The organism is Elioraea tepida (assembly GCF_019203965.1).
Lineage (GTDB): Bacteria > Pseudomonadota > Alphaproteobacteria > Acetobacterales > Acetobacteraceae > Elioraea_A > Elioraea_A tepida.
The window spans coordinates 2349186-2375123 of sequence record NZ_CP076448.1 but is presented as its reverse complement, the minus strand read 5'-3'; the positions used below and the strand labels follow the sequence as shown (position 1 = coordinate 2375123).

Annotated in this window: 28 protein-coding genes; 13 read left to right on the top strand and 15 right to left on the bottom strand. The window is 69.6% G+C overall.

The window, feature by feature from the left end; all coding sequences use genetic code 11:
- The 5 genes from KO353_RS11305 to KO353_RS11285 all read right to left on the bottom strand — a co-directional run bounded on the left by KO353_RS11305 (position 1) and on the right by KO353_RS11285 (position 4925).
- Positions 1–1092, bottom strand: a complete 1092-nt coding sequence (locus tag KO353_RS11305; RefSeq protein WP_218284815.1) for an ABC transporter ATP-binding protein — start codon at positions 1090–1092, stop codon at positions 1–3.
- Positions 1089–2075, bottom strand: a complete 987-nt coding sequence (locus KO353_RS11300; protein WP_218284814.1) for an ABC transporter ATP-binding protein — start codon at positions 2073–2075, stop codon at positions 1089–1091. The genes KO353_RS11305 and KO353_RS11300 overlap by 4 nt, the downstream gene beginning before the upstream one ends.
- On the bottom strand, positions 2072–2815 hold the full coding sequence (locus KO353_RS11295; protein ID WP_218284813.1) for a DUF1028 domain-containing protein: 744 nt from the start codon (positions 2813–2815) through the stop codon (positions 2072–2074). The genes KO353_RS11300 and KO353_RS11295 overlap by 4 nt, the downstream gene beginning before the upstream one ends.
- Before the next feature lie 236 nt (positions 2816–3051).
- Positions 3052–4329, bottom strand: a complete 1278-nt coding sequence (locus KO353_RS11290; protein ID WP_218284812.1) for a TRAP transporter large permease — start codon at positions 4327–4329, stop codon at positions 3052–3054.
- Positions 4326–4925, bottom strand: a complete 600-nt coding sequence (locus KO353_RS11285; protein ID WP_218284811.1) for a TRAP transporter small permease — start codon at positions 4923–4925, stop codon at positions 4326–4328. The genes KO353_RS11290 and KO353_RS11285 overlap by 4 nt, the downstream gene beginning before the upstream one ends.
- A gap of 66 nt (positions 4926–4991) precedes the next feature.
- Between KO353_RS11285 and KO353_RS11280 the strand changes: the two genes are divergently transcribed.
- Positions 4992–6104: a mandelate racemase/muconate lactonizing enzyme family protein gene (locus tag KO353_RS11280; RefSeq protein WP_218284810.1), complete on the top strand. Its 1113-nt coding sequence runs from the start codon at positions 4992–4994 to the stop codon at positions 6102–6104.
- A gap of 317 nt (positions 6105–6421) precedes the next feature.
- Here KO353_RS11280 and KO353_RS11275 read toward each other — a convergent pair whose 3' ends face one another.
- Entirely contained in the window at positions 6422–7411 is a 990-nt protein-coding gene (locus KO353_RS11275; RefSeq protein ID WP_218284809.1) for a sialic acid TRAP transporter substrate-binding protein SiaP, read from the bottom strand.
- Between the two features lie 159 nt (positions 7412–7570).
- On the opposite strand from KO353_RS11275, the gene KO353_RS11270 reads away from it, so the two are divergent.
- On the top strand, positions 7571–9109 hold the full coding sequence (locus KO353_RS11270; RefSeq protein WP_218284808.1) for a UxaA family hydrolase: 1539 nt from the start codon (positions 7571–7573) through the stop codon (positions 9107–9109).
- A gap of 110 nt (positions 9110–9219) precedes the next feature.
- On the opposite strand, the gene KO353_RS11265 is transcribed toward KO353_RS11270, so the two are convergent.
- Together KO353_RS11265 and KO353_RS11260 are read right to left on the bottom strand one after the other, a co-directional pair.
- Positions 9220–10068 (bottom strand): fumarylacetoacetate hydrolase family protein, encoded by an 849-nt coding sequence (locus tag KO353_RS11265; protein WP_218284807.1) that lies wholly within the window; start codon positions 10066–10068, stop codon positions 9220–9222.
- A gap of 29 nt (positions 10069–10097) precedes the next feature.
- Positions 10098–10853, bottom strand: a complete 756-nt coding sequence (locus tag KO353_RS11260; RefSeq protein WP_218284806.1) for an SDR family oxidoreductase — start codon at positions 10851–10853, stop codon at positions 10098–10100.
- 186 nt (positions 10854–11039) lie between these two features.
- Here KO353_RS11260 and KO353_RS11255 point away from each other — a divergent pair, with 186 nt between their 5' ends.
- Genes KO353_RS11255 through KO353_RS11245 form a run of 3 tightly spaced genes read left to right on the top strand, consistent with a single transcriptional unit; the run spans position 11040 to position 13876 of the window.
- On the top strand, positions 11040–12557 hold the full coding sequence (locus KO353_RS11255; RefSeq protein ID WP_218284804.1) for an acyl--CoA ligase: 1518 nt from the start codon (positions 11040–11042) through the stop codon (positions 12555–12557).
- Positions 12558–12570: 13 nt separating this feature from the next.
- The gene (locus tag KO353_RS11250) at positions 12571–13554 is read left to right on the top strand and encodes a 2-dehydropantoate 2-reductase (RefSeq protein ID WP_218284802.1); all 984 of its coding nucleotides are present in this window, start codon (positions 12571–12573) and stop codon (positions 13552–13554) included.
- A 13-nt stretch (positions 13555–13567) separates the two neighbouring features.
- Positions 13568–13876, top strand: coding sequence for a hypothetical protein (locus KO353_RS11245; protein ID WP_218284801.1), 309 nt, complete (start codon positions 13568–13570; stop codon positions 13874–13876).
- A gap of 337 nt (positions 13877–14213) precedes the next feature.
- Here KO353_RS11245 and KO353_RS11240 read toward each other — a convergent pair whose 3' ends face one another.
- The 3 genes from KO353_RS11240 to KO353_RS11230 are packed head-to-tail and all read right to left on the bottom strand — an operon-like array spanning position 14214 to position 15625.
- Entirely contained in the window at positions 14214–14408 is a 195-nt protein-coding gene (locus tag KO353_RS11240) for a hypothetical protein (RefSeq protein WP_218284799.1), read from the bottom strand.
- Positions 14408–14548 carry a hypothetical protein gene (locus tag KO353_RS11235; protein WP_218284797.1) on the bottom strand — a complete coding sequence of 47 codons (141 nt, stop codon included), beginning with the start codon at positions 14546–14548 and terminating at the stop codon, positions 14408–14410. The genes KO353_RS11240 and KO353_RS11235 overlap by 1 nt, the downstream gene beginning before the upstream one ends.
- A gap of 3 nt (positions 14549–14551) precedes the next feature.
- Complete coding sequence (locus KO353_RS11230; protein ID WP_218284796.1) at positions 14552–15625, bottom strand: patatin-like phospholipase family protein; 1074 nt, start codon at positions 15623–15625, stop codon at positions 14552–14554.
- A gap of 386 nt (positions 15626–16011) precedes the next feature.
- Here KO353_RS11230 and KO353_RS11225 point away from each other — a divergent pair, with 386 nt between their 5' ends.
- The 6 genes from KO353_RS11225 to KO353_RS16900 all read left to right on the top strand — a co-directional run bounded on the left by KO353_RS11225 (position 16012) and on the right by KO353_RS16900 (position 20767).
- Entirely contained in the window at positions 16012–16737 is a 726-nt protein-coding gene (locus KO353_RS11225; RefSeq protein WP_218284794.1) for a PEP-CTERM sorting domain-containing protein, read from the top strand.
- 264 nt (positions 16738–17001) lie between these two features.
- Positions 17002–18081: a YeeE/YedE thiosulfate transporter family protein gene (locus KO353_RS11220; RefSeq protein WP_218284792.1), complete on the top strand. Its 1080-nt coding sequence runs from the start codon at positions 17002–17004 to the stop codon at positions 18079–18081.
- Positions 18078–18506 carry a thiosulfate oxidation carrier protein SoxY gene (locus KO353_RS11215; protein WP_218284791.1) on the top strand — a complete coding sequence of 143 codons (429 nt, stop codon included), beginning with the start codon at positions 18078–18080 and terminating at the stop codon, positions 18504–18506. Before KO353_RS11220 ends, KO353_RS11215 begins: the two co-directional genes overlap by 4 nt.
- Positions 18503–18712 carry a thiosulfate oxidation carrier complex protein SoxZ gene (locus KO353_RS17080; RefSeq protein WP_218284789.1) on the top strand — a complete coding sequence of 70 codons (210 nt, stop codon included), beginning with the start codon at positions 18503–18505 and terminating at the stop codon, positions 18710–18712. Before KO353_RS11215 ends, KO353_RS17080 begins: the two co-directional genes overlap by 4 nt.
- A gap of 114 nt (positions 18713–18826) precedes the next feature.
- Positions 18827–20491 carry an IS1634 family transposase gene (locus KO353_RS11205; protein ID WP_218284787.1) on the top strand — a complete coding sequence of 555 codons (1665 nt, stop codon included), beginning with the start codon at positions 18827–18829 and terminating at the stop codon, positions 20489–20491.
- 138 nt (positions 20492–20629) lie between these two features.
- Positions 20630–20767: a hypothetical protein gene (locus tag KO353_RS16900; RefSeq protein WP_218284786.1), complete on the top strand. Its 138-nt coding sequence runs from the start codon at positions 20630–20632 to the stop codon at positions 20765–20767.
- A 6-nt stretch (positions 20768–20773) separates the two neighbouring features.
- Here KO353_RS16900 and KO353_RS11195 read toward each other — a convergent pair whose 3' ends face one another.
- Entirely contained in the window at positions 20774–21214 is a 441-nt protein-coding gene (locus KO353_RS11195; protein ID WP_218284784.1) for a DUF3293 domain-containing protein, read from the bottom strand.
- On the opposite strand from KO353_RS11195, the gene KO353_RS16895 reads away from it, so the two are divergent.
- Positions 21168–21893 carry a rhodanese-like domain-containing protein gene (locus KO353_RS16895; RefSeq protein WP_328774385.1) on the top strand — a complete coding sequence of 242 codons (726 nt, stop codon included), beginning with the start codon at positions 21168–21170 and terminating at the stop codon, positions 21891–21893. The two genes, KO353_RS11195 and KO353_RS16895, sit on opposite strands and share 47 nt — an antisense overlap.
- A gap of 297 nt (positions 21894–22190) precedes the next feature.
- On the top strand, positions 22191–22775 hold the full coding sequence (locus KO353_RS11185; RefSeq protein ID WP_218284781.1) for an NAD(P)H-dependent oxidoreductase: 585 nt from the start codon (positions 22191–22193) through the stop codon (positions 22773–22775).
- Between the two features lie 52 nt (positions 22776–22827).
- Here KO353_RS11185 and KO353_RS11180 read toward each other — a convergent pair whose 3' ends face one another.
- The 3 genes from KO353_RS11180 to KO353_RS11170 are packed head-to-tail and all read right to left on the bottom strand — an operon-like array spanning position 22828 to position 25847.
- On the bottom strand, positions 22828–24225 hold the full coding sequence (locus KO353_RS11180) for an NAD(P)(+) transhydrogenase (Re/Si-specific) subunit beta (protein WP_218284779.1): 1398 nt from the start codon (positions 24223–24225) through the stop codon (positions 22828–22830).
- Positions 24226–24229: 4 nt separating this feature from the next.
- Complete coding sequence (locus tag KO353_RS11175) at positions 24230–24637, bottom strand: NAD(P) transhydrogenase subunit alpha (RefSeq protein WP_218284777.1); 408 nt, start codon at positions 24635–24637, stop codon at positions 24230–24232.
- A 40-nt stretch (positions 24638–24677) separates the two neighbouring features.
- Positions 24678–25847 (bottom strand): Re/Si-specific NAD(P)(+) transhydrogenase subunit alpha, encoded by a 1170-nt coding sequence (locus KO353_RS11170; RefSeq protein WP_218284775.1) that lies wholly within the window; start codon positions 25845–25847, stop codon positions 24678–24680.
- Positions 25848–25938 lie beyond the last annotated feature (91 nt).

The window sequence follows — 25938 nt, the reverse complement described above, 5'->3', positions numbered from 1 at the left end:
TCACCCTCCCAGGCGTGGAGAATCCGTTTCGGTGCCGGTTCGTCCTGCACCGCCGAACCAGGCGGAGAGGCGCCGCAGGCGCGCCCTGCCCGCCGGCTCGGAGGCCGCCGCCGCGAAGGGCGGCAACGATCGCCAATGGTGGCAGGCGACGTCGTGCCCGTCACCTGGGTCGGCGAGAGCGGGGTCTTCGGTTCGGCAGCGCGCGTCGGCGAAGGCGCAGCGCGGGTGGAAGCGGCAGCCTGGCGGCGGGGTGCGCGGCGAGGGCGGGTCGCCGGGGACGAGGGCGGAGGCGCGCCGCGCTGCCGGGTCGGGTCGCGGCACGGCGGCAAGCAGGCCACGAGTATAGGGGTGGCGCGGGGTAGCGAACACGGCCCGTTTCGGCCCCGTCTCGACGATCCTGCCGAGATACATCACCGCCACCCGGTCGGCGATGTGGCGGACCACGGCAAGGTCGTGCGCGATGAGGAGGAAGGCGAGGCCGAACCGGGCGAGCAGCTCACCGAGCAGGTTGATCACCTGCGCCTGGATCGAGACGTCGAGCGCCGAGACCGGCTCGTCGCCGACGAGCAGCTTCGGCTCGCAGGCGAGAGCGCGCGCAATCCCGATGCGCTGGCGCTGCCCGCCCGAGAACTCGTGCGGGTAGCGCCCCGCATGTTCCGGGCGGAGGCCGACGAGAGAGAGGAGCTCCGCCACGCGCTCGGCCACCGCCCCGCGCTCGCGCAGCCGGTGCAGCCGGATCGGCTCCGCGATGATCTCGCCCGCGGTCATGCGCGGGTTGAGCGAGCCGAACGGGTCCTGGAAGATCAGCTGCATGTGCCGGCGCGCGGCGCGAAGCCGCGCTTCGTCCATCGCGGTGAGATCCTCGCCCGCGAAGCGGATCGTTCCCCGATCCGGCTCGATCAGCCGAAGCACGAGCCGCGCGGCGGTCGATTTGCCGCAGCCGGATTCGCCGACAAGCGCGAGCGTCTCGCCCGCGCGCAGGCTGATGTCGATTCCGTCGACCGCGCGCACCGCCCCGCCCTTCCGGCCGAGCAAGCCGCCGGCGACGGGGAAGTGCTTGACGAGTCCGCGCGCCTCGAGAAGCGCGCTCATGCCGCCTCGGCGAAGCGGTCGAGCGGCGCCTGCCAGCAGGCTGCCGCATGGTTCTCGCCGAGCTGGGCGAGCGCCGGCGCCTCCTCCCGGCAGCGCGCGACCGCGAAGGGGCAGCGCGGTTCGAAGCGGCAGCCGGGCGGCCAGGCGGTGGGGCTCGGCACCGATCCCTCGATCGTCGCAAGCCGCGACCGCTCCTCGTCGAGGCGCGGGATCGCGCCCATCAGCCCGACCGTGTAGGGATGCTGCGGCGCGGCGAACAGGGTGCGCGCCGGCGCCCACTCGGCAGCACGGCCCGCGTACATCACGAGCACCTCGTCGGCCATCTCGGCGACCACGCCGAGATCGTGCGTGATCAGGATGATGGCGGTGCCGCTTTCGGCCGCCATCTCGCGCATCAGCTCGAGGATCTGCGCCTGGATCGTCACATCGAGCGCGGTCGTCGGCTCGTCGGCGATCAGGAGCTTCGGCCGGCAGGCCATCGCCATCGCGATCATCACCCGCTGCCGCATGCCGCCCGAGAGGCGATGCGGCCAGTCGCGCGCCCGCGCCCGCGCATCGGGGATGCGCACGCGCGCGAGCATCGCCACCGCCTCCTCCCGCGCCTCGCGCTCGCCGACCGCACGATGCAGGCGGATCGCCTCGGCGATCTGGTCACCCACCGTGAAGGCGGGGTTGAGGCTCGTCATCGGCTCCTGGAAGATCATCGCGATCGCGCCGCCGCGCAAAGCGCGCATCTCCGCCTCGGAGGCCGCGAAGAGGTCGATGCCGTCGAAGACCGCGCGGCCGCGCACCCGCGCGTTCGGCGGCAACAGGCGCATCAGGGCGAGCGAGGTGACGCTCTTGCCGCAGCCCGACTCGCCCACGATCGCAAGCGTCCGCCCCGCAGCGACGGAGAAGGACAGGCCCTCGATCACCTCGACGACGCCCCGGTCGGTCGCGAAGCCGACGCCGAGGTCGGAGACGGCAAGGAGCGGGGCGGTCATGCGGCAGTGCCCGCAGAGCCGGGGATGTCGTCGTCGGGCGTTCCCTCGACGGCGATGGCAGCGTTGATCACCGCCCGGTCGAACACGCCCGGATGGCCGGGGCCGGCGAGGAAGCGGCGATAGACGGCGTAGCGCGCGCGCGACCGTCGCCAGAGCCGGCGCAGTTCCGGGATCGGGTCGGCGTGGTCGTCCACCCGGAGGTCGAGGTCGGCATAGGGGTCTCGACTTGCGACCTTCAGCGCCGCGCTCTGCCGCCCACGCGCGTCACCGCCCGCCACCTCGCCCGCCTCGAGCGCGCGCAGAAGCCGCTCCGCCATCGGCAGGCGCTCGGCCGCCGCTGCCTCGTAGGCGCGCGCCGTCGCGAGGATGACCTCCTCGCCCGCGAGCATGTTGCCGGCCACCGAGCAGTCCTTCCCTGTCGTATGCCCTGCCCATGGGACGCAGCTCTCGCCCGTGTGCTGACCGATCCGCCCCTCTGCATCGAGAATGTGCAGCTGGCGGAACGCCCGGCCCGGATCGGTTGCGGTGAGAGCAGCCACCACCTCGGGAGCGGGGGCACCCTGCCGCAGAGCGGCGAGCCCCTCGATCGCATACATCGGGTTCATCAGCGCCTGGGTGGAGAGCGCGGCGACGCGGCCCTCGACATGGGGACAGAGAGCGCCGACGGCGAAGAACCGCGTCGCCACGGCCACGCCGAGCGTTCCGTCGCAAGGATCGCGCGCGAGGATCGACCAGGTCATGCCGTCCCTTCCCGATCACGCCACGAGGCACAGAGCACCACGGGCACCAGGACCGAGGCAAGCACGCATCGTGCCAGAAGCGCGCCGCGGGCGCATCCCTGCTGCGCCCGCGAGTCTGTTTCCCCGGAACGAGGGGCTGAGGCCGAGAAGCTGCGGCGCCAGCCGCTGTGCCTCCCTCCGCTCAGGCCGGGCCTTGCGGTGGATCACGGCGGTCGCGCGCTCCCGTGCCGTCCGCCTCAGCGGTAGAGCACCGTCGGCAGGTAGAGAACGAAGCTTGGCCAGTAGGTGACGATCGCGAGCGCGACGAAGAGCGGCACGAGGAACGGGAGCACCGACTTCGTCACGTACTCGAAACTCCGCTCAGCGATCCGGGCCAGGATGTAGAGCACCATCCCGACCGGCGGCGTGAGCAGCCCGATGACAAGGTTGAGCGTCATGATGATGCCGAAATGCACCGGATCGACGCCCACCTTCGTCACCAGCGGCAGCAGCACCGGCACGAGGATGGTGATCGCCGCGATCGTCTCCATGAAGCAGCCGACGACGAGCAGCACCAGGTTGACGAGCAGGAGCACGAGCGCGCGGTTCTCAGTCACCGACAGGACCGCCTCGGCCATCTGCTCGCTGATCCGGGTCGTGGTGACGAGCCAGCCGAAGATCGAGGCGCCGGCGACGATCACGAGCACGATTGAGGTGGTCTCGATCGTGTCCATCGAGACGCGCACGAGCCGGTTCCAGCCGAGGCTGCGATAGACGGCGAGGCCAAGGAGGAGCGCATAGGCCGTGGCCGCGATCGCGGCTTCCGTCGGCGTGAAGACGCCCGACTTCATGCCGCCGATCAGGATCACCGGCGTCATCAGCGGCAGGAGCGCGCGCCAAGTGGAGCGCGCGAGCCTCACCCAGGTGAAATGCGCATCGCGCGGATAGCCCCTGACGCGCGCCTCGATCGCCACCCAGAGGAACAGCACGAGCGCGATCAGGAGCCCGGGGAGAATGCCGGCGGCGAAGAGCTGGCCGATCGAGGCATTGGCCATCACGCCGTAGATCACGAGCGGAAGCGAAGGCGGGATGATCGGCCCGATCACCGAGGAGGCGGCGGTGATGCCGATCGCGAAATGGTCGGGATACTTGTTGTCCCGCATCGCCTTGATCTCGATCGTGCCCAAGCCCCCCGCATCCGCCACCGCCGTTCCCGACATGCCGGCGAAGATCACGGAGGCGAACACGTTCACATGCCCGAGCCCCCCCTTCGCCCAGCCGATCGAGGCGATGGCGAAGTTGAAGATCCGGTCGGTGATGCCGGCCGAGTTCATCAGGTTGCCGGTCATGATGAAGAACGGCACGGCAAGCAGCGGAAAACTGTCGATGCCGTTCACCATCCGGTGCACGACGACGAGCAGCGGCAGATCCCCCTGCAGCCAGACGTAGAGCAGTGAGGCGCCGCCCAAGGCGACGACGACCGGAAGCCCGATGAAGAGCGCGCCGAGGAAGGAGGTGAAGAGGAAGGCCGTCACAGCCGCGCTCCCTCCGACGGGTCGGGAGCGGTCTCGGGCTCGCCGGCACGGAACCTGATCCAGGCGGCCTGGGCGAGGCGGAAGGTGGTCATCACCATGCCGCCCATCACCGTCCAGTAGACCAGGCCGAGCGGGACGTCGATCACCACCATCGGCTGGTACATCATCGCCTCGGCGATGTTGGCGCAGAGCCAGGCGCAGATGGCGAAGAACAAGATGGTCACGAGCGCGAGCCCGAGCCGCGCCCAGCGCCGCGCCGCGCGCGGCAGCATGCTGGGCACGATCTCGAGGGCGATGTGCGTGCCTTTGCGCGCGGCGAGGGCGGCGCCGATGAAGGCGGTTGCCATCAGGAGGTAGCGGGCGATCTCCTCCGTCCAGGCGATGCTGTCGTTCAGCACGTAGCGACTGAAGAACTGTGTGAAGACGGTGGCGGCGAGAACCCAGAACAGGGCGAAGGCGACCCAGTCCTCGACGCGCCAGTCACCCGGCGGTTCGTGACGCTCTGCCTCTTCCTGGGCGTGGATCAGGGCCTCGAAGCCGGGCTCCGGCTCCTCGGCCGCAACCGCCCGCCGCCCGACGGGATCGTCTTTCGCCAACACCAAGCCTCCCTATACTCGCGCCAGAGGCGCATCGATCGGTGCGCCGAACCGCGGAGGAACGCCATGCCACGGATCGCGCGCGTCGAGATCACACAGGTCGATCTCGCGCCGAAGACGCCACGCTCCGACGCCATCCAGGCTTTCACCTGCCAGGAGACGCCGATCGTCCGCGTCGTCACGCAGGATGGCGCCGCCGGCACGGGCTACACCTACACGATCGGCACGGGCGGCTCCTCGGTCGTCGCGCTGCTTCGCGACCATCTCGCGCCAAGGCTGATCGGGGCCGAGGCCGACATGGTCGAGGCGATCTGGCAGGACCTGTTCTGGGCAACCCACGCGCTCGCGATCGGGCCGGTGACCTCGCTCGCGCTCGCGGCCATCGACACAGCGCTGTGGGACCTGCGCGGCAAACGGCTCGGCGAGCCGCTCTACCGTCTCGCGGGCGGAGCGAAGAGCCGGATCCCGGTCTATGACACCGAAAGCGGCTGGCTGCACGTCGAGGCGGCGAGGCTCGTCGATGATGTCAGAGCGGCGGTGGCGCGCGGCTTCCGCGGCGTGAAGGTGAAGGTCGGCAAGCCGTCGGCGCGCGAGGACATCGCGCGACTTGAGGCGGTGCGGGCGGCGATCGGCCCCGACGTCACGTTGATGACGGATGCCAACCAGGGCTTCACCGTGGCGGAGGCGATCCGCCGCGCCGGGCTGTTCGAGGCGGCGGGGCTTGAGCTCGCCTGGTTCGAGGAGCCGCTTCCTGCCGAGGACGTCGAGGGCCATGTCCGCCTCAGCCGTGCGACGACCATTCCGGTCGCAGTCGGAGAGAGCCTCTACCACCCGGCCAAGTTCCGCGACTATCTCGCGCGCGGCGCCTGCGCGATCGTCCAGGTCGATGTCGCTCGAGTGGGCGGCATCACGCCCTGGCTCAAGGTCGCGCACATGGCGGAGGCGTTCAATGTCGCCGTCTGCCCGCACTACCTGATGGAGCTGCACCTGCCGCTCGTCTGCGCCGTGCCGAACAGCGCCTGGCTCGAGCACATCCCCCAGCTCGAGGACATCACCGAGGGGGGGATCACGATCCTCGACGGTCATGCGCTCGCCCCTGAAGCGCCGGGCAACGGAATCGCCTGGGATGAGGCGGCGATCGCCCGGCTGCAGCGCTTCACCCCCATCGTCGTCACCTGAAGGCGGAGACGCCGGCAAGGGTAAGCGGTGGGACTGCGCCGGCGAACGTTGTCCATAGCGGGAGGGGCAGGCTTCGTGTCGGCAACTGATCGCGGTTGCCCCGCCACCGGCTTCCGCGCGCTGACCTGAGGCGCGACATCCGGCCGCGACCGAACATCCCGCTTTCTCTCGGCCCGATCGCTGGCGCAGAGCGGAACCAAACCAGAGGATTCCGACATTCGAGCGTTGGACGCTGGCGGACGGCGAGCGGCGAGAGGAGCCGACGCGGAGTGCTGCGGCGGGCGGATGCACCGCCCGCCGCAGCATCGCGCCGCGGCTCAGTTCGTGTGCGTTCCGAGCGCCTGGAGGCGATCATACTGCTCGCGCGTCCAGCCGGCACCTGCGGCCTGGTCGTTGTGCAGCGGCAGGGCGGCAGCGCGGAAGGCGGCACGATCCGGCTCCGTCACGGTCTTGCCCTGGGCGCGGAACCAGTCAGGCAGCGTCACCTCGGCGGTGCGGATGGCGAAGGTGGCGCGGTTCGCCGCCTCGCGCCACACCTCCTCGAATACGGCCCGGTCGGCCGCGTTCAGACGACGCCAGAGCTGCCCTGCGGCAATCGTCACGAGGCTCTCGTAGATGTGGCCGGTGAGCGCGATGTGGCTCTGCACCTCGTAGAACTTCTTCGCCTGGATGGTGGGGAGCGGATTTTCCTGGCCATCGACCGTGCCGTTCTGCAGCGCGAGATAGACCTCGTGGAAGGCGATCGGCGTGGCGTTGGCGCCGACAGCGCGGGCGAACATCAGGTAGAGCGGCGCCTGCGGCACGCGCAGCTTCATCCCGCGCATGTCCTCCGGACGCATGATCGGCTTGTTCGAGGTCACATGGCGGGCGCCATAGTAGGTCATGGCGAGGATTCGGTGGCCCGTGGCACGGTCATAGCCGGCGGCGAGCTCCTTGAAGAGGTCAGACTGGCGATAGGCGAGCCAGTGGTCGTAGTCGCGGAACACATAAGGTGCGTTCGAGATCGCGAGCGGGCGGAAGCGATTGCCGGCGAAGGCGGTGCCCGTGTAGATCATGTCGATCGTCCCGAGCGTCAGCGCCTCGTTGATCGCGGGTTCGTTGCCGAGCGCAGAGGCCGGGAAGATTTCGATCCGGTAGCGGTTGTCGGTGCGCTTGGCGATCTCTTCAGCCGCCCACAGCGCCTCGGTGTGGTAGGGCTCGTTCACCTCGTAGACATGGGCGAAGCGAAGCCGGGTCTGCGCCTCGGCCGGAAGCGCGGCCGAAAGCCCGAACGCCGCGACCGCGGCAGCGACGATGAAACGGTTCATCTTCACGTCCTCCTCCCTTTGGGTCAGTTGCCCGGAACGCTGTGATACATCAGTTTCACGGCAATGGCGCGCCGGCGCAAGCCCCGACAGAGGGGCACGCGGCGGCTTGCCGCCGTCACACTCGGGCGCACACTGCGTGAAACCACCGGAGATGATGCCATGCCGACACCGCCGCTCGCCATCCGCCTCCACCCCGCGGACGGAGTGGTGATCGCCCGAACCGACATCCTCGCGGGAACGCCGATCCCTGGCGAGAATGTCACCGCTCTTGCGCGCATCCCGCCGGGCCACAAGATCGCCACGCGGGCGCATGCGGAGGGCGAGCCGGTGCGACGCTACGGCCAGATCATCGGCGTAGCCACGAGGCCGATCGCGCCAGGGGAGCACGTGCACAGCCACAATCTCGGCATGGGCGACCATGCGAAGGACTACGCCTTCTGCAGCGAGGCGAAGCCGACGGACTATGTGGCGACGCCGGCGACCTTCCAAGGAATCGTCCGGCCCGACGGACGGGTGGCCACGCGCAACTACATCGGCGTGCTGACCACGGTGAACTGCTCCGCAACCGTCGCCCAGTACGTGGCCGATGCGTTCCGGCGCAACCCATTCACCGGCCATGATCCGCTCGCCGACTTCCCCAATGTCGACGGCGTGGTGGCGCTGACGCACAAGACCGGCTGCGGGATGAACGACGGCGAGCCGCTGCGGCTGTTGCGACGCACGCTCGCGGGCTATGCGCGGCACCCGAACTTCGCCGCCATCATCGTGCTCGGCCTCGGCTGCGAGGTGAACCAGATCCCGGGGCTTATGGAGGAGGGGAAGCTCGAAGGCAGGCCGCGCGTGCGCGCTCTGACCATCCAGGCGACCGGCGGCACGCCGAAGACTGTCGCCAAAGGTGTGGAGTTCGTCCGCGAGGTGCTCGCTGAGGCGAACGCGCAAGGGGTGCGCACCTCGGTGCCCGCGAGCCATCTCTGCGTAGCACTGCAGTGCGGCGGATCGGACGGGTATTCGGGGATCAGCGCCAACCCCGCCCTCGGCGCCGCCTCCGACCTCGTGGTTCGCCACGGCGGCACGGTGATCCTCTCCGAGACGCCCGAGACCTACGGCGCGGAGCATCTGCTCACACGACGCGCGGTGAGCGAGGCGGTGGGCCGCAAGCTCGTTGACCTGATGGACTGGTGGGAGGAGTACACGCGGCGCAACGGTGGCGAGCTCGACGACAACCCCTCGCCCGGCAACAAGGCGGGGGGACTGACCACCATCCTCGAAAAGTCGCTCGGCGCGATGGCGAAGGCCGGAACGACCAATCTCGTCGAGGTCTATCGCTACGCCGAGCCCGTCACCGCCAAGGGCTTCGTGTTCATGGACACGCCCGGCTACGACCCAGTGGCGGCGACCGGCCAGGTGGCGGGCGGGGCCAACATCGTCTGCTTCACCACCGGCCGCGGCAGCGTCTATGGCTGCAAGCCGGCCCCCTCGATCAAGCTCGCCACCAACACACCGATGTTCCGCCGCATGGAGGACGACATGGACATCAATTGCGGCACGGTGATCGACGGCGACGAGAGCGTGGCCGAGTGCGGCCAGAGGATCTTCGACCACATCCTGCGCGTCGCCTCGGGTGAGCGGACGAAGAGCGAGCAGTGGGGCTTCGGCGCGGAGGAATTCGCGCCGTGGGTGCAGGGCGCGACGATGTAGGCAGGGCGCGACGATGTAGAGGGCGGGGCCGATCTCGCGCGCTCAATCGGCCCCGCCACCCTGCAACGCGACATGGCACGCGCCGGCGGGGGCGAGCCCGCCGCGCGCGCTCACCCCGCCTGAACCGTCCTCTGCACCTGTTCGCCCAGGCCCTCGATCCACACTCGCATCGTCTGGCCCGGTCGGAGGAAGATCGGCTCCGGCTTCTTGCCGGCGCCCACACCGGGCGGCGTGCCGGTGGCGATGATGTCGCCCTGGTTGAGGCTGATGAAGTGCGAGACGTAGGAGACGAGCTTCGCCACGGGGAAGATCATCGTGCGCGTCGAGCCGTTCTGCATCACCGTCCCGTCAACGTCGAGGCCGAGGCGGAGGTTCTGCGGGTCGGGCACCTCGTCCTTCGTCACGAGCCACGGCCCGACCGGCCCGAACGTGTCATGGCCCTTGCCCTTGTCCCAGGTCAGCCCGCGCTCGAGCTGGAACTCGCGCTCCGAGACGTCGTTGACGATGCAATAGCCCGCGACGTGGTCCATCGCCTCCGCCTCGCTCACATATTTCGCGCGCGTGCCGATGACGACGCCGAGCTCGACCTCCCAGTCGGTCTTCCTCGAAAACTTCGGGATCTCGACGTCGTCGAACGGCCCCGAGAGCGCCGAGAGCGCCTTGAGGAACACCACGGGCTCGGACGGGATCGGCATGTTCGTCTCGGCCGCATGGTCGGCGTAGTTCAGCCCGATGCAGACGAAGTTGCGCGTGCCGGTAAAGGGAACGCCGAGGCGCTGTCCGCCCTCGACCTTCGGCAGGGCCTCGACATCGACCGCCGCAAGCCGCGCGAGCCCCGCAGGCGAGAGAAGCTCGGGCGTGATGTCCGCGACCACCCCTGAGAGGTCGCGCACCGCGCCGGAGGCATCGAGCATGCCCGGCTTCTCCGCTCCCTTCGGCCCCCAGCGCACAAGCTTCATCGCGGTCGTTCCTTTCCCGGTTCGTGTGGTCAGAGCGTCCAGCCGCCGTCGATCACGATCGCCTGGCCGGTGACGAAGGCGCTCTCGTCTGAGGCGAGATAGACGGCGAGCGCGGCGATCTCCTCGGGTGTGCCGAGCCGACCCATCGCCTGGCGGGCGATGAAGGCGGCGCGGGCCGCCTCGACGCTTCCGGCTTCGCGGGCGTTGGCGGCGATCCGGTCCTCGAGCGAGGGGGTGGCGACCGTTCCGGGGCAGATCGCGTTGGCGCGGATGCCGTGCTTGACGTAGTCGGCGGCGATCGACCGCACCATGCCGATCAGCGCCGCCTTGGTGGCGCCATAGACGAACCGGTTCGGCGCGCCTTTGATCGAGGAGGCGGCAGAGGACATCATGATGATCGACCCGCCGCGCCCGGCCTTCAGCATCGCGGGCAGGAGCGCCTTCGTCACGCGGAAAGCGCTCTTGACGTTGAGGTCGAAGGCGAAGTCCCACTCCTCCTCGGTGCAGGTCTCGAGCGTGTTCTGGTGCACGAAGCCGGCGCAGTTGAACACGGTATCGACCGCGCCTGCGGCCTCCGCAGCGGCAGCGATCGCGGCCGGGTCGCGCACGTCGAGCCGTGCGGTGGTGATCCCGGCCACGGGCGCGAGCTCAGCGAGCTTCGCGTCGTTGATGTCGGTCGCGATCACGGAGGCGCCTTCGGCCGAGAAGGCGAGAGCGGTGGCCCGGCCGATTCCCTGCGCTGCAGCGGTGATGAAGGCGCGTTTGCCCGCGAGCCGACCTGCCATGACGTGCCCTCCCCTTTCGACGGCGCGAACCCTGCCGCGGCAGGCTCTTGAGAGCAAGGGGGCTCGGGGCGGCAAGCCATGCGTCGGCGCCGGGATCGGCCCGAACCGGGGCTTCCCCAAGGCCGCGCGCCGTGCCACATGCCGGATCCGATAGGGGAAAGCCCGCCCAGGATGAGGACCCGAGCCATGCTGCCGTACAGCACCGTCGCTGAGCTTCTCGCAGCCGGCCCTGCCGAGGCGCCGGCGATCCGCGCAACGGAGGGCCGCCCGTCCCTCTCCCATGCCGGGCTCCGATCGCTCGCCGAGCGCACCGTCACGGCCCTGAACGCGCGCGGCATCGGCCGCGGCGATCGCGTCGCGATCGTGCTGCCGAACGGGCCGGAGATGGCGTCCTGCTTCCTCGCCGTCGCCTGCGGCGCCACCACCGCGCCGCTCAACCCGGCCTATCGCGAGGACGAGTTCGCCTTCTACATGGAGGATGTGAAAAGCCGCGCCCTGATCGTGGCGCAAGGGGCTGCCACGCCGGCGCGGGCGGCGGCGGCGAAGCTCGGCATCCCCGTCCTAGAGCTCGTACCGGGGGAGAAGGCGGGGGACTTCACGCTCGAGGGCGGAACCGCCGGAACGGCGGCGCTGCCCGGCCTTGCCGAGACAGACGACGTCGCGCTTGTGCTGCACACCTCGGGCACGACGGCGCGGCCGAAGATCGTTCCCCTGACGCATGGAAACATCACCGCATCGGCGCGGCACATCGGCGCGACGCTCGCGCTCTCGCCCGAGGATTGCTGCCTCAACATCATGCCGCTCTTTCACATCCACGGCCTGATCGCCGCCGTGCTCGCTTCGCTCGGCGCCGGCGGGGCGGTCTGCTGCACCCCGGGCTTCGATGCGCTGAAGTTCTTCCGCTGGCTCGATGAGGAGCGGCCAAGCTGGTACACGGCGGTGCCGACGATGCACCAGGCGATCCTCGCCCGGGCCGAGCGCAACGCCGAGATCATCGCCCGCGCACCGTTGCGGCTTCTCCGCTCCTCCTCCGCCTCCCTGCCCGGGCCGGTGATGCAGGCGCTCGAGGCGACGTTCCGCGCCCCGCTCGTCGAGAGCTACGGCATGACCGAGGCCTCGCACCAGATGGCCTCGAACCCGCTCGCCGGCCCCCGCAAGCCAGGGCTCGTTGGACTTCCCGCGGGGCCGGAGATCGCGATCATGGACGATGACGGAGCGATCCTGCCGCGCGGGGCGATCGGCGAGGTGGTGATCCGCGGGCCGAACGTGACGAAGGGCTACGAGGCGAACCCGGAAGCGAACGCGAAGGCCTTCATCAACGGCTGGTTCCGCACCGGCGATCAGGGCGTGTTCGACGAGGACGGCTATCTGCGTCTGACCGGGCGGCTCAAGGAACTCATCAACCGTGGCGGCGAGAAGGTCTCGCCGCTCGAAGTCGATGGCGTTCTCTCGGCACATCCGGCGGTCGCGCAAGCGCTCACCTTTGCCATTCCGCACCCGAAACTCGGCGAGGAAGTGGGGGCGGCGGTGGTGCTGCGCGAGGGCATGCAGCTCTCCGAGCGCGAGCTGCGCGACTTCGCCGCCAAGCACCTCGCCGACTTCAAGGTGCCGCGCAAGGTGGTGTTCGTGCCCGAGATCCCGAAGGGTGCCACCGGCAAGCTGCAGCGGATCGGCCTTGCCGAGAAGCTCGGCCTTTCCGCCTGAGAGGAGCGCGGCGATGCGAATCTGCGTCTTCGGTGCGGGCGCGATCGGCGGGCTGATGGCGGCGAAGCTCGCGGCCAAGGGGGATGCCGAGGTCACGCTCATCGCGCGGGGGCCGCATCTTGCGGCGATGCGACAGAATGGCCTTGTTCTGCGCAGCGAGGGCACCGAGACGGTCGTGCACCCCCGCTGTGTCGCCTCGGCCGAGGAGGCAGGCCCGCAGGACTACGTGATCGTCACGTTGAAAGCGCATTCGCTCCCCTCGGCGGCTCAGCAGATGCAGCCGCTGCTCGGGCCCGAGACGGCGATCGTCTCCGCCGTGAACGGCATCCCATGGTGGTATTTCCACAAGCACCCCGGAGGGCTGTACGAGGGGCATCGGCTCGCCTCGGTCGATCCCGACGGGTCGGTCTGGCGGCTCCTGCCGCCCGAGCGGGCGATCGGCTGCATCGTCTATCCGGCCGCTGAGGTGGTCGAGCCGGGGGTGATCGAGCACACCTATGGCGACCGCTTCACCTTGGGCGAGCCGGACGGGTCGCGCAGCGCCCGCGTCACCGCGATCTCCGAGGCGCTGATCGCTGCCGGCTTCAAGGCTCCGGTTCGGCCGAGGATACGCGACGAGATCTGGGTCAAGCTCTGGGGCAATCTCGCCTTCAACCCGATCAGCGCGCTGACCACCGCCACGCTCGACGTGCTGATCGCCGACCCTGGCCAGCGCGCGGTGGCGCGGGCGATGATGGTGGAGGCGCAAGGGGTGGCCGAGGCGCTCGGCATCCGCTTCGCGATCGACGTCGACAAGCGGATCGCCGGCGCGGCCGAGGTTGGCGCGCATCGGACCTCGATGCTTCAGGACCTCGAGCGCGGCCGGCCAATGGAGATCGACGCCCTGCTCGGCGTGGTGGTGGAACTTGCCGCTCTCGTCGGCCGCCCGGCGCCGACCTGCGAGACCGTTCTCGCGCTGGTGCGCGGCCGCGCCCGCGCCGCCGGCTGCTACGGCTAAGACGGCGGGAGAGGTGCCGGGCCTCGGGACGCTCGGCCGCCTCTGGCGCGGCGAACTCCCGCTGCCGGAGGCGTTCTGGACCTGGGCTGTGACCGTCGGCCTCGTCATCAACGGATCGACCTCGATCGCCTGCTACGCGCTTGTGGTCGCCGACGAGCCGCTCTCGGCGCTCGTCGTCGGCTATCTCCCGTCTGTTCCCTACAACGTCCTCGCAACGGTTGGGGTGCTTCGGTCGGCGCGCCGGGCGGATGCCGACCCGACCTTCGCGCGCTTCGCCCGCCTCATGATCGTTCCGGTGATGGTGCTGCTCAGCCTCACCTGAGGCGATGTCGTTCGGTGGACGGGCGCGGTCTCGCCTCACTCTCGGGCACGGAAAGGAAGCACGTGGAGACAGGCAAAGCCGTGCCGCCGGGGCAATGGTGGGGCTGTCGTCGCGGCGAAGGCGCTGACGGGGCTGATGATAGCCCCGTCGCGTGCGCGCTCTTCCTCGGCGCCCTCCTCTGGCCGTGCAGCGGGCGCTCGAGGCCCGCCTGCCGGCAGCGCTCGCAGCGCTCCCACGGTGGGCGCGACCCTTGTCGTCGTCGGCCTCTGCAGCGCCTTGGTCGCGTTGCGAGGCGCGGCGTCGCGTCCTGGGTGATCGCCAACGGCGCGCGGCTGGCTCAGAACGAGCCGAATAGCGACCCGAGCACGATCACCGCAACGAGCGTGATCACCGGCCCGACAATGACCGACATCACGAGGTCGCCGTAGCTCTCGGCGTTCGTCGTGCCGCAGACCTTGAGCAGCGTCACCACCGCGCCGTTGTGCGGCAGGCAGTCGAGCGTGCCCGAGCTCATCACCGCGATCCGGTGCATCAGCGCGGGGTCAGTGCCGGTTTCGGCGGCGAGCCGCAGGTAGGTCTTGCCTCGGCGGGGGCGAGCAGAAGCACCGTCCAGCCGCGGAAGGCGAGACCGATGAGGAGCGCGAGCCCCGCGAGGATGCCGAAGCAACCCATCGCTCAGCACTCGGTAAGCAGGATGTCGACGTCCGTCGTCGAGCACGCGCCGAGATCGTTGCCGAAACGGTCGAGGAACTCGGCGGCCGCGCGCCGCCCCTCGTCGCGCAGCATCGCGAGGAACGGCCACTCCGCGTTCAGTTTCGAGGAGTGGCCGAGCGTGACCATCAGGTCGGACATGATCCGGTGCATGCGCGTCTCGGCCCAGCGCCGGCCCTCGCCCGAGCCAGGGTCAGCCACCTGGCGCAGAAGCGCCATCATCCGCAGTTCCTTCAGGAGCGTGGCGTTGAACGACACCTCGTTCAGGCGGTTGAGGATCTCTGCCGCGCTGCGCGGCGTGCCGGGCCGCTCGCGCGGGTTGATCTGCACGAGGATGATGTCGTCCGCCTCGCTCTCGCGCACGAGCGGCGTGATCGTGGGGTTGCCGGCGAAGCCACCGTCCCAGTAGGCCTCGCCGTCGATCTCGACCGCCTGGAACAGGGTCGGCAGGCAGGCGGAGGCGAGCAGAACCTCGGGCGTGAGCTCGGCGTTGCGGAACACCCGGCCGCGTCCGGTGCGCACGTTGGTCGCGGTCACGAACAGCTTGATCGGCGCGCGCCTCAGCCGATCGACGTCGATGCTCGCTGCGAGAACCTCGCGCAGCGGATTGAGCCCGATCGGGTTGAGGTCGTAGGGCGAGAACAGCCGGCTCATCAGGTCGAGAGCGATGAAGGCAGGCGAGGTGTCGAGCGACCAGCGGCCGAGGAGCATGTCGATCGGGCTGCGCTTGAGCGGGCTCCAGGCGGCGGCGTCGGCGACACGGCGCCAGAACGCGTCGAGCGCGGCGCGCGCTCCGTCGCGGCCGCCGGCGGTGAAGCCGTCCGCCAGAACGGCGGCGTTCATCGCCCCGGCAGAGGTTCCGGAGATGCCGGCGATGGAGAGCCACGGCTCCTCGAGCAGTCGGTCAAGCACGCCCCAGGTGAAGGCGCCGTGGGCGCCGCCGCCCTGAAGCGCGAGAGCGACCTTGAGCGGGGGGCGCGGCGCCGACGCACTGGTCCGTTCGCGGGATTTGCGTCGCACACGTTGGGTCGGGGCCATGCCCTGTTCCTTTCGTTCCTCGAGGCCACGACGTGCCGGGAAACGGTCTGACACGACGTTTCGGCGGTGCGGCGGGAGCGGATCTGGAGCCCCCTTCCGCGCTGGATGATGCGGGCTCGCCGCCTTCGCCGGCCGCTGGCCCTCATGGCTCACCGCGACCGGCCATCACGAGCCTGTCGGAAAAGTTTACACTGCGTTCAGTCGAACCTATGGCACGTGTCGGAGAATTTTACACTTGTGAGCCGGGACCGCGTCGGAGCTCCACCACGCCCTTGATTTTTCGTCGTTTGTTTTTCTGGCATAAAATATGTTTTAATCTGCCCGGCGGCTGGCGTCGGGCCAACATGCCCGCAGATCTTAGCCGGAGATTTTGAGGAGCGAGGGAGATGAACGGATCCATCCGATGCATACGCAGCCTTGCGCTGGCCGGCGCGGTCTTCGGTGCCGCGCTTTGCGTCGGCGTCTCGGCCGAGGCGTCGCCGATCTGGGTGCGTGACGGAAATGGCGGCACCCCGTTCAATGGCGGGCCGGGGTTTGTGAACGTCACGGTCAGCGTCGACGGCGGACCAAACCAGACTTTTTCGGCCGGCGCGTTCGCGCTTCAGTACTCCTTCACCGACCCGGCGGGCCCAGGGGGGGCGAACTGGGTGAACTTCCTCACCTACTGTTTCGAGCCGGACGAATTCCTCAACATTCCGAACACCGGCACACCGGTCACCGGCACCTTCGTGGGTTCGCTCGGCTCGACGACCGAGTACGGTGCCGATGCCGCCGCTCTGACCCAGATGATCAACACGTGGTTCGCCGACTCGCTCACTTCCGCCACGAAGTCGGCCGCGCTTCAGGTCGCGATCTGGGAGCTCGCCTACGACACCACCGTTGACGTCACGAGCGGGAACTTCGTCCTCGTCACCGGCGGCCTGGTGGCGACGGAGGCGGCCGCGTATCTCGATCCGACAGGCTGGGCCACAGGCGGTGGGCCCGTCGGCGCGATCCTGCGCGTCGGCGATCAGGACCTCATCATCCGCGTTCCCGAGCCGGCCTCGCTCGCCCTCCTGGGCATGGGGCTCGTTGGCCTCGGCTTCGCCGCGCGACGCCGCCGGGCGGCCTGATCGACCGCGGCACCTCTTTTCACATCACTGGGCTGGTGGACGGGCGGGGGAAACCCCGCCCGTTTCGTTTTGCCCGTTTTGCCATAACACTTGCGTCCGCATGCCAAATATATTATTCACGATCTAATGACGTGTGTTTTTCGAGAATTGCGTCCGATTTCGTGGTTAGCGGGACTCGCCCTCGCGACCGCATGGCTCTGGAGCGCGCATGGGTGGCGCCAGGGCGCGTGCTGGCTGATCGCGTGCGGCCTCGGCCTCGCCCTCGTGCAGGCCAGCGTCAGCTTCACCGGCGGCGTGCGCGCCCTGATCATTGAGCGCCGCAGCGCCGGGGTCCGTGCGCAGCTTCTCCTCGTCGGGGCGACCCTGCTTCTGTTCGTCCCGTTCCTGGGCTCGGGCGAGGCCGTCGGTTCGCCCGTGCGCGGTTTCGTCTTCCCGGTCGGCGTCGCGCTCGTGATCGGCGCCTTCCTGTTCGGCCTCGGGATGCAGCTCGGCGGCGGCTGCGGCTCCGGCACGCTCGCGGCAGCGGGCAGCGGCGTGCCCCGGCTCTGGATCACGCTCGCCGCCTTCATCACCGGCGCCACGCTCGCAGCTTGGCAGTCGGAGCTCTGGTCCGCGCTTCCCGCCCTGCCTGCGGTGTCTCTCCCCTCCCTCCTCGGCTGGCCTGCCGCGACCGCCCTCGCGCTCGGCCTTCTGGGGGGGCTCTGGCACCTCGCCGCCCGGCTCGAGCGGCAGAGCCACGGCGCTGTCGCCCCGCTCGGCGGCCGAGGGAGCCTCCTCCTCGGGCCCTGGCCGCTCGCCTGGGGGGCGCTTGCCCTCGCACTCCTCTGCCTCGCGACGCTCGTGGTCGCCGGCCGCCCCTGGGGAATCACCGCCGCCTTCCCGCTCTGGGGCTCGTCCCTGATCGAGGCGCTCGGCCTCGGCGATCCGGCGTTCTGGGCCTACTGGGGCGAGCCGACGCGCGCCGAGGCGATGTTCCGCCCCTTGCTCGCCGACCGGACGACCGTGATGAATCTCGGGCTCATCGCCGGTGCGGCGCTCGCCGCATCCCTCTCGAGACGACCGCGGCGCCTCACCCTGCCGCGGCCCGGCGAGGCGGCCGCCTCGGTGGTCGGCGGCCTCCTGCTCGGAATCGGCGCGACCGTCGGGGGGGGCTGCAACATCAGCGCCTTCCTGGGCGGCATCGCGTCTGGCTCGCTGCACGGGTGGGTATGGATTCTCCCGGCACTTGCAGGAAACGCGGCCGGCCTCGCTCTCAGGCCGCTCTTCGGCCTCCCCGGCGGGTTGCCGGCCGGCCAGCGCACGCCCGCTCCTCGGCTGCCTGCTGCCCTGAAGGCTGGCCCATGACCACCCGCAGAGGCCTGATCGCCGTCGCGCTCGTCGCCCTGCCCTTCCCCGCGCTCGCCTCGGGCGACCCGGTCGCCGCTGCGATCGCCGAGGTCACCCACGGGCGCGAGCCGACGAAGGGGGCATGGCGCTCGCCGCTCCCCCCCCTTGCCGAGAACGGCGGGCAGGTGCCGGTGACGGTCACCGTCGAGAGCCCGCAAACGACGTCTCTGCACGTCTGCGCCATCCACCTCGTAGCCGCCCGCAACCCCACGCCGGGGATAACCACGTTCCGGCTCTCGCCGGCGGTGGCGAGGGGCGAGGTGACGACGCGGATCAGGCTCGCCGAGGACCAGACGATCATCGCGATCGCGGAGCTTTCGGACGGCACGCTCCGTGCGGCGACCGCGGCAATCCGTGTCGCGACGGGCGGCTGCCTCGGATGAGCACCCTGGCACCCCCGCGCCTTCGCCTATCCCGCTCGGTTCGCGCCGGCGAGGCCTTCGAGGTGCGCACCCTCGTCCAGCACCCGATGGAGACCGGGTTGCGCCGCGACGGCGCACGGCTCGTTCCGCGCGACATGCTCGCGAGCATTGTCGTCACGCCCAGCTTGGACAGTCGTGCGGAACATATGAGGAACTCTTTGGCCTGACTTAGTGATCGGGCAGAGGGCGTCTCTGGTCGGCCGAAAGTTTGAGTGAAAACATTTTGCGTAGACGATCAGGAATAGCGTGCGAATCAGCTCTTCCCGCGCGCACAACAGGGCATGTTCGTCGTCGAAAAGGCAGCCCGCGGCCGCCGCTACCTGTACCTCGTCGAAACCGTCCGAGAACCAGGCGGACGCGTCCGCCAGCGCATCCTCCAGCCACTTGGGCGCAAGGACATTCTCAAACAGTCCGGCGCCCTCGATCGCCTCCTCCAATCCCTCGGACGACATTGCGAACGCAGCATCATCCTTTCCGACATCGCCGCCGGCACCATCGCCTGTCGCCGCATCGGCGCGCCGCTGCTGTTCGGGCGCCTGTGGCAACGCGTCGGTATCGCCGATGTGCTCCACAACCGTCTCGCCGGCCGCGGCTTCGAGTTCGACGTCGAGCGCGCGATCTTCGTCACCGTGCTGCACCGGATCATGGTCTCGGGCTCGGATCGCGCCTGCGAGCGCTGGATGGAGGACTACGAGATCCGAGGTGCGGAGGGCCTTGCGCTGCACCACCTCTATCGGGCGATGGCCTGGCTTGGCGAGGAACTGCCCGACGCCGAGCAGGCCGGCGCCACCCCCTTCGCGCCCCGCTGCGTCAAGGACCAGATCGAGGAGGAGCTGTTCGCCCGCCGGCGCGACCTGTTCAGCGAGCTGTCGGTGGTGTTCATGGACACCACCTCGCTCTGCTTCCATGGCCGCGGCGGGGAGACGCTCGGCCGGCGCGGCCATTCCAAGGACCATCGACCCGATCTCAACCAGATGCTCCTCGCCGTCGTCATCGACGCAGACGGCAGGCCCCTCTGCACCGAGATCTGGCCGGGCAACACCGCCGATGTCGCGGTGCTGCTGCCTGTGATCGACCGCCTGCGCAGCCGCTTCGCCATCGGGCGGGTGTGCGTGGTCGCCGACCGGGGCATGATCTCGCAGGCCACCATCGAAGGCCTCGAGGCGCGTGGTCTCGAATACATCCTCGGCGCGCGCGAGCGCTCGGATCCGCTCATCCGCGAGGTGGTGCTGGCCGATGAGCGTCCCTTCACGCCCCTCCTCATCGAGCGCGCCAACGGCGCCGAGACCGAGCTTCGGATCAAGGAGGTCAGCGTCGCCGGCCGGCGCTACGTGGTCTGCCGCAACGAGGCCGAGGCCGAGCGGGATCGCGCCGACCGTCAGGCCATCCTCGCCGGTCTCGAGCGCCAGCTGAAGCGCGGCGACAAGGCGCTGATCGGCAACTCGGCCTATCGGCGCTACCTGCGCCGCCTCCGCGACGGCGACGGCAAGCCCGGCCCGGCCTTCGAGATCGACCCCGGCAAGGCCGCCGAGGAGGCCAAATACGACGGGCTGTTCGTGCTGCGCACCAACGCCCGCATCACCCCTCTGCAGGCGGTGCTGCGCTACCGCGACCTCCTTGCGGTCGAAGAGCTGTTCCGCCGGACCAAGGCGCTGCTGCGCACCCGCCCGATCTACCACTCCTCCGACGCCGCCATCCGCGGCCACGTCTTCTGCTCCTTCCTCGCCCTCCTGCTGCAGAAGGAGTTGGCCACGCTCTGCGCCGCCAAGGGCGTGAAGATCGAATGGGCCAATCTGTTGCGCGACCTCGATCGTCTTCAGCAGGCGACGATCGAAAAGGACGGCAAACGGATCGTCACCCGCACTCACGCCGAGGGCCAAGTCGGGCGCGTCTTCCAGGCAGCCGGCGTCGCCCTGCCGCCGCACTTCCGTGAACACCCAGGCTGAGCAGCCGCCTGCTCACGCCAACCGCAAATGTCGTGCAAACAACCGACACACACGCCCTATCGCATTGGAACAACGAGCGTTCTTCTCAGACAGTCTCCAAGTTGGGCCAGGGTCGATGGCGCGCCCGCGTTCGAGGTCGTGTTCCGGAACGGAAGCGCCGCCAATCCGTTCCACGTGTTCTTCCTGCGCCTCGACCGCTCCGCCGAGATCGCCGTGACGATTACCGACGAGGCGGGCCGAACCGCGCGCACCGCGCAGCGCGTCAGCGTGGTCTGAGCGCGGTCAGCGCAAGAGAAACAGGCGGACGGCGCCTCGCCTCGGAACCCAAAGCACTGCGTTCTGGCGGAACGCGCGGCCCCACCCGGCGGCCGCGCGCGGACGCGAGAGCGGCACGAGCACGCTCGGCTCCGCGCGCCAGGCGCCCCGGTCGTCCCCTCCCTCGCCCGCGAGATGGCGAATCCCCGAGCGGCGGAGCCGGCGCACCAAGCGCGCGTGCGCGCGATGCTCCGCACCCGGACGCCGGGGGCGGCCCTCCGGCGCGCAGGCGGTGAGGAACACGCCGCCCAGGCAAGCGCCGAGCCAGAGCGCGAACACAGGCGGCGCGCGTTCCCCGACCCGAAGCCGAACCGTTGTTGGGCCGAGACAGACCTCGTAGCGCGCCGCGCGATAGGCGGCGATGAGGGCGGGGCGAAGCCGGCTCAGCCCGGCACCTCCTGCCGGCACCGTGCGGACGCGTCACAACGCCGCAGGATCGGACACCGACGTTCGATCCGGCCGGTTAAGCATGCGTCAACACCCATCGGCGACCCTCACGGCACCATCGTTCATTCGCGTTGAGGACACAGATATGCATACACGCGCGCTTCTGGCCGCTGGAGCAGCTCTTCTCGCCCTTGCCGCATGCCAAGCGGATCCTCGCAACACGGCCGTCACTGGAGGGCCGCCCGCGGAAAGTTTCGCCATGCGGTGCAGCCCGATGGTGGGAGAGACGCCGCCCAGTGTTCCCTTCGCGACTGTCATTGGCGCGGACGAGGTGGCAAAACTGCAGAGCGATCCGCGCCGGCCAGTCTTCATCGACGTCGCTTCGGGCGATCGACGGACAACGGTTCCAGGCGCGACCTGGCTTCCCGGCGCCGGAATTTGCGACCGCGACTCGCCGAGAATGCAGGCGAGGTTCGAGGAGCGCGTCGCTGCGCTCACGGAGAACGACAAGAGCCGGCCGGTCGTTGTGTTCTGTCCGAACCGGAATTGCTGGCTCTCCTACAATGGGGCCATCCGGCTCGCGCAAGCAGGCTACACGGATGTGCGCTGGTTCCGCGATGGGACGGACGGCTGGCGCAGCTCGGGGCGTCCGCTCGTTCGCGTCGAGCCGGGCTGGACGACGGTCCAGGCCTCGCGCTGAGCAAAGAGACAGGACGGCGCCCCCGTTCTCGAAAGGGGAGCGCCGCCTCAGGCCGCAACCGAGACAGCGACGCAGGCGAACGGGGTGCGGATCAGCACATTCCGCCCCGTTCCGAGGCCGCCCAAGGCGAAATCGAAACGTCGCTCCACCGTCACGCCACGGCGTCCCTCGGGATCGGTTCGCTCGCGCGACGGGTCAGGATCAGGTGGGCGGGGAGCGGAACGCGCATCGTCCGTCGCGGGCCGTCATGCATCTTTTCATGCTACCCTCGAGCCCGTCAGCGAGGCGAGAGCGGCGATGGCGCGGCGAATCGTGATCATCCAGGGGCATCCCGACCCGGCCGGCGGACGTCTCTGCCACGCCCTCGCCGAGGCCTATGCCGCCGGCGCGCGCGCGGCGAGTCACACGGTCGAGACGCTGACGCCCGCAACCCTGCACCTCCCGCCACTCACGACGAAAGCGGCGTTCGAGGCTCCTCCGCCGCCCGAGGTCTCGGCCGTTCAGGAGACGCTCGCCGGAGCCCAACACCTCGCGCTCGTCTTCCCGCTCTCGCTTAGCGGCATGCCGGCGGTGCTGAAGGCCTTTCTTGAGCAGGTGTTTCGCCCGCGCTTCCTGCTGCTGGACCCGACGACGGGATGGCGAGGAGCACGCCGGCTGAAGGGCGTCTCGGCGCGCGTGGTCGTCACCATGGGCATGCCGGCGATCGCCTACCGCTGGTGGTTCGGCGCGCACGGGGTGCGGGCGCTCACCTCCGGACTTCTCGGCTTCGCCGGCATCGGCCCGGTGCGGACCACCTATCTCGGCATGGCCAAGGCGGCGACGGAGGCGAGGCGGGCGGCCTGGCTCGAGGCGATGCACCGCCTCGGCAGCCGAGCGCGGTGAACCCGCAGGCGCTGGGCCACAGTGCCCCTGCCTTGCCCCGCCGCCGCGCGGCTCAGTGCGCGAGGCTCTGGACGATCTCCTCCGTCATCTTCTTCGCATCGCCGAACAGCATCATCGTGTTCGGGCGGTAGAACAGCTCGTTCTCGACGCCGGCATAGCCCGAGGCCATCGAGCGCTTCACGAACAGCACGGTCTTGGCCTTGTCCACCTCGAGGATGGGCATGCCATAGATCGGGCTCTTCGGGTCGGTCTTGGCGGCCGGGTTGGTCACGTCGTTGGCGCCGATCACGTAGACGACGTCGGCGGTCGAGAAGTCGTTGTTGATCTCCTCGAGCTCGAACACCTCGTCGTAGGGAACGTTCGCCTCGGCGAGCAGAACGTTCATGTGGCCGGGCATGCGGCCCGCCACGGGGTGGATGGCGTACTTCACCTCCACCCCCTCCTTTTTCAGCGCATCCGCCATCTCGCGCACCGCGTGCTGCGCCTGCGCCACAGCCATGCCGTAGCCGGGAACGATGATCACCTTGGACGCGTTCTTCATGATGAACGCCGCATCCTCGGCAGCACCGGCGCGCACGCTGCGATCCCCGCCCGCACCACCTGCGCCGGCGGCCGAGCTGTCGGTTCCGAAGCCGCCCAAGAGCACATTGATGATCGAGCGGTTCATCCCCTTGCACATGATGTAGGAGAGGATGGCGCCCGAAGCCCCGACCAGGGCGCCGGCGATGATGAGCATCAGGTTGCCGACGGTGAAGCCGATGCCGCACGCCGCCCAGCCCGAATAGGAGTTCAGCATCGAGACGACGACCGGCATGTCGGCGCCGCCGATCGGGATGATGATGAGGAAGCCGATCGCGAAGGCGAGGATGGCGATCAGCCAGAACAGGGTGTGGCTCTCGGTCGCGACGAACAGGATCACGAGAAGCACGATCAGCCCGCCCAGCACCGCATTCAGAAGGTGCTGGTTCGGGAAGGTGATCGGCTTGCCCGACATGATCCCCTGCAGCTTGGCGAAGGCGATCACCGAGCCCGAGAAGGTGATCGCACCGATCGCGAGACCGAGGCTCATCTCGATCAGCGAGGCGGTCTTGATCGCCCCGGGCGTGCCGATGCCGAAGCTCTGCGGCGAGTACAGCGCGGCGGCGGCGACGAACACCGCCGCCATGCCGACGAGGCTGTGGAACGCGGCGACCAGCTGCGGCAGGGCCGTCATCTGGATGCGGGTCGCGATGTAGGCGCCGATGCCGCCGCCGATCGCGACCGCGACCGCCATCCAGTGGAACCCGCCCATGCCGGGGCGAAGCAGCGTGGCGAAGACGGCGATCGCCATCCCCGCCATGCCGAGCAGGTTGCCCTGGCGCGCCGTCTCCGGGCTAGAGAGCCCCCGCAACGCGAGGATGAAGCAGACAGACGCGATCAGATAGGCAATGGCCGTGATGGACGCGCTCATCGCCTCACGTCCCCTTCTTGCGGAACATCGAGAGCATGCGTTGCGTGACGATGAACCCGCCGAAGATGTTGACGGACGCAAGCAGCACCGCGAGGAACCCGAAGACGCGCGCAAGACCGCTCTCGGCAAGCCCGAGCGCGAGCAGCGCCCCGACGACGATGACCGACGAGATGGCGTTGGTCACACCCATCAGCGGCGAGTGCAGCGCAGGCGTGACATTCCACACCACGTAGTAGCCGACGAAACAGGCGAGCAGGAAGATCGAGAGCAGGAAGAGGAACGGCTCGACCACCTCGCCGGCACCTTGGGCGGCGACGGCTGCCTCGGTGGCGAGCGCCTGTGCCCGCTCGGCGAGCCGCGCTGCCTCGCGCGCGATGCTGCCGGCGGTCTCGGCGACCTGGCTCGGGTTCATGATCGTGTCCCCCCTCGAGTAAGGATGCGTAGCGGCGGCTTCAGGCCGCGGCGGCGGGCTTCGGCGCGAACTGCGGGTGCACCACCGCACCGCCGCGCGTCAGCGCAACACCCTGGATGATCTCGTCCTCGGGCTTCAGGTTCGGGCGCCCGGCGGTCTTGTCCCAGAACGCAGTGAGGAAGGTGAGAAGGTTGCGCGCGTAGAGCGCGGAGGCAGCGACCGCGATCCGCGATGGCCAGTTCCGGTAGCCGAGGATGGTGACGCCGTTGTCCGTCACCACCTTCTCGCCGGGAACGGTGAGCGCGCAGTTGCCGCCCGCATCCGCCGCGATGTCGACGATCACGCTTCCGGGCTTCATCGAGGCGACGTGCTCGGCCGAGAGGATCTTCGGCGCGGCGCGGCCCATGGTGAGAGCGGTGCAGATGATCACGTCCTGCTTCTTGACCGTCTCGGCCATCAGCTCCGACTGGCGCCGCTTGAAGTCCTCGCTCATCTCCTTGGCATAGCCGCCTGTCGTCTGAGCGGTCGCCGTCTCCTCGCTCTCGACGCCGATGAAGGTGGCGCCGAGCGACTTGATCTCCTCCTTCGCGGCGGGGCGCACATCGGTGGCCGACACCTTGGCGCCGAGGCGTCGCGCGGTCGCGATCGCCTGCAGCCCGGCAACACCTGCGCCGAGCACAAACACCGCCGCCGGCGGAACGGTCCCGGCGGCCGTCATCATCATCGGGAAGCCGCGGCCATAGGCGGTGGCCGCCTCGAGCACGGCGCGGTAGCCGGCGAGGTTCGCCTGGCTCGACAGGACGTCCATGCTCTGGGCGCGGGTGATGCGCGGCAGAAGTTCCATCGCGCAGGCATCGATCCCCCGCGCGGCATAGTCGGAAACGCGCCCCTCGTTGCCCCAGACACCGAGAATGCCGACGAGCAGCGCCCCGCGCGGGATCAGCCCGAGCTCGTCCACCTCCCCCTCGCCGGGGCCGAGCGGCGCCTGGACCTTGAACACGATCTCCGCCCCCGCGAGCGCGGCCGCGGCGTCGGGCGCGATCTGCGCTCCGGCTGCGGCGAACTCGGCATCCGGGATCGCGCTTGCCGCGCCCGCCCCCGCCTCGACCGCCACGTCGAGGCCGAGCGCTTTCAGCTTCTTCACCGTCTCCGGCGTGGCCGCGACCCGCGCTTCGCCGGGCCGGCGTTCCTTCAGCACCGCAAGGCGCATCGGCAGATATCCTTCTCGTGACCCGGAACCGGACGTGACCCCGGGGATGGCGGGGCCCGGCCGAGGAGCGCGGGAGCAGCAGCGCGCGGCA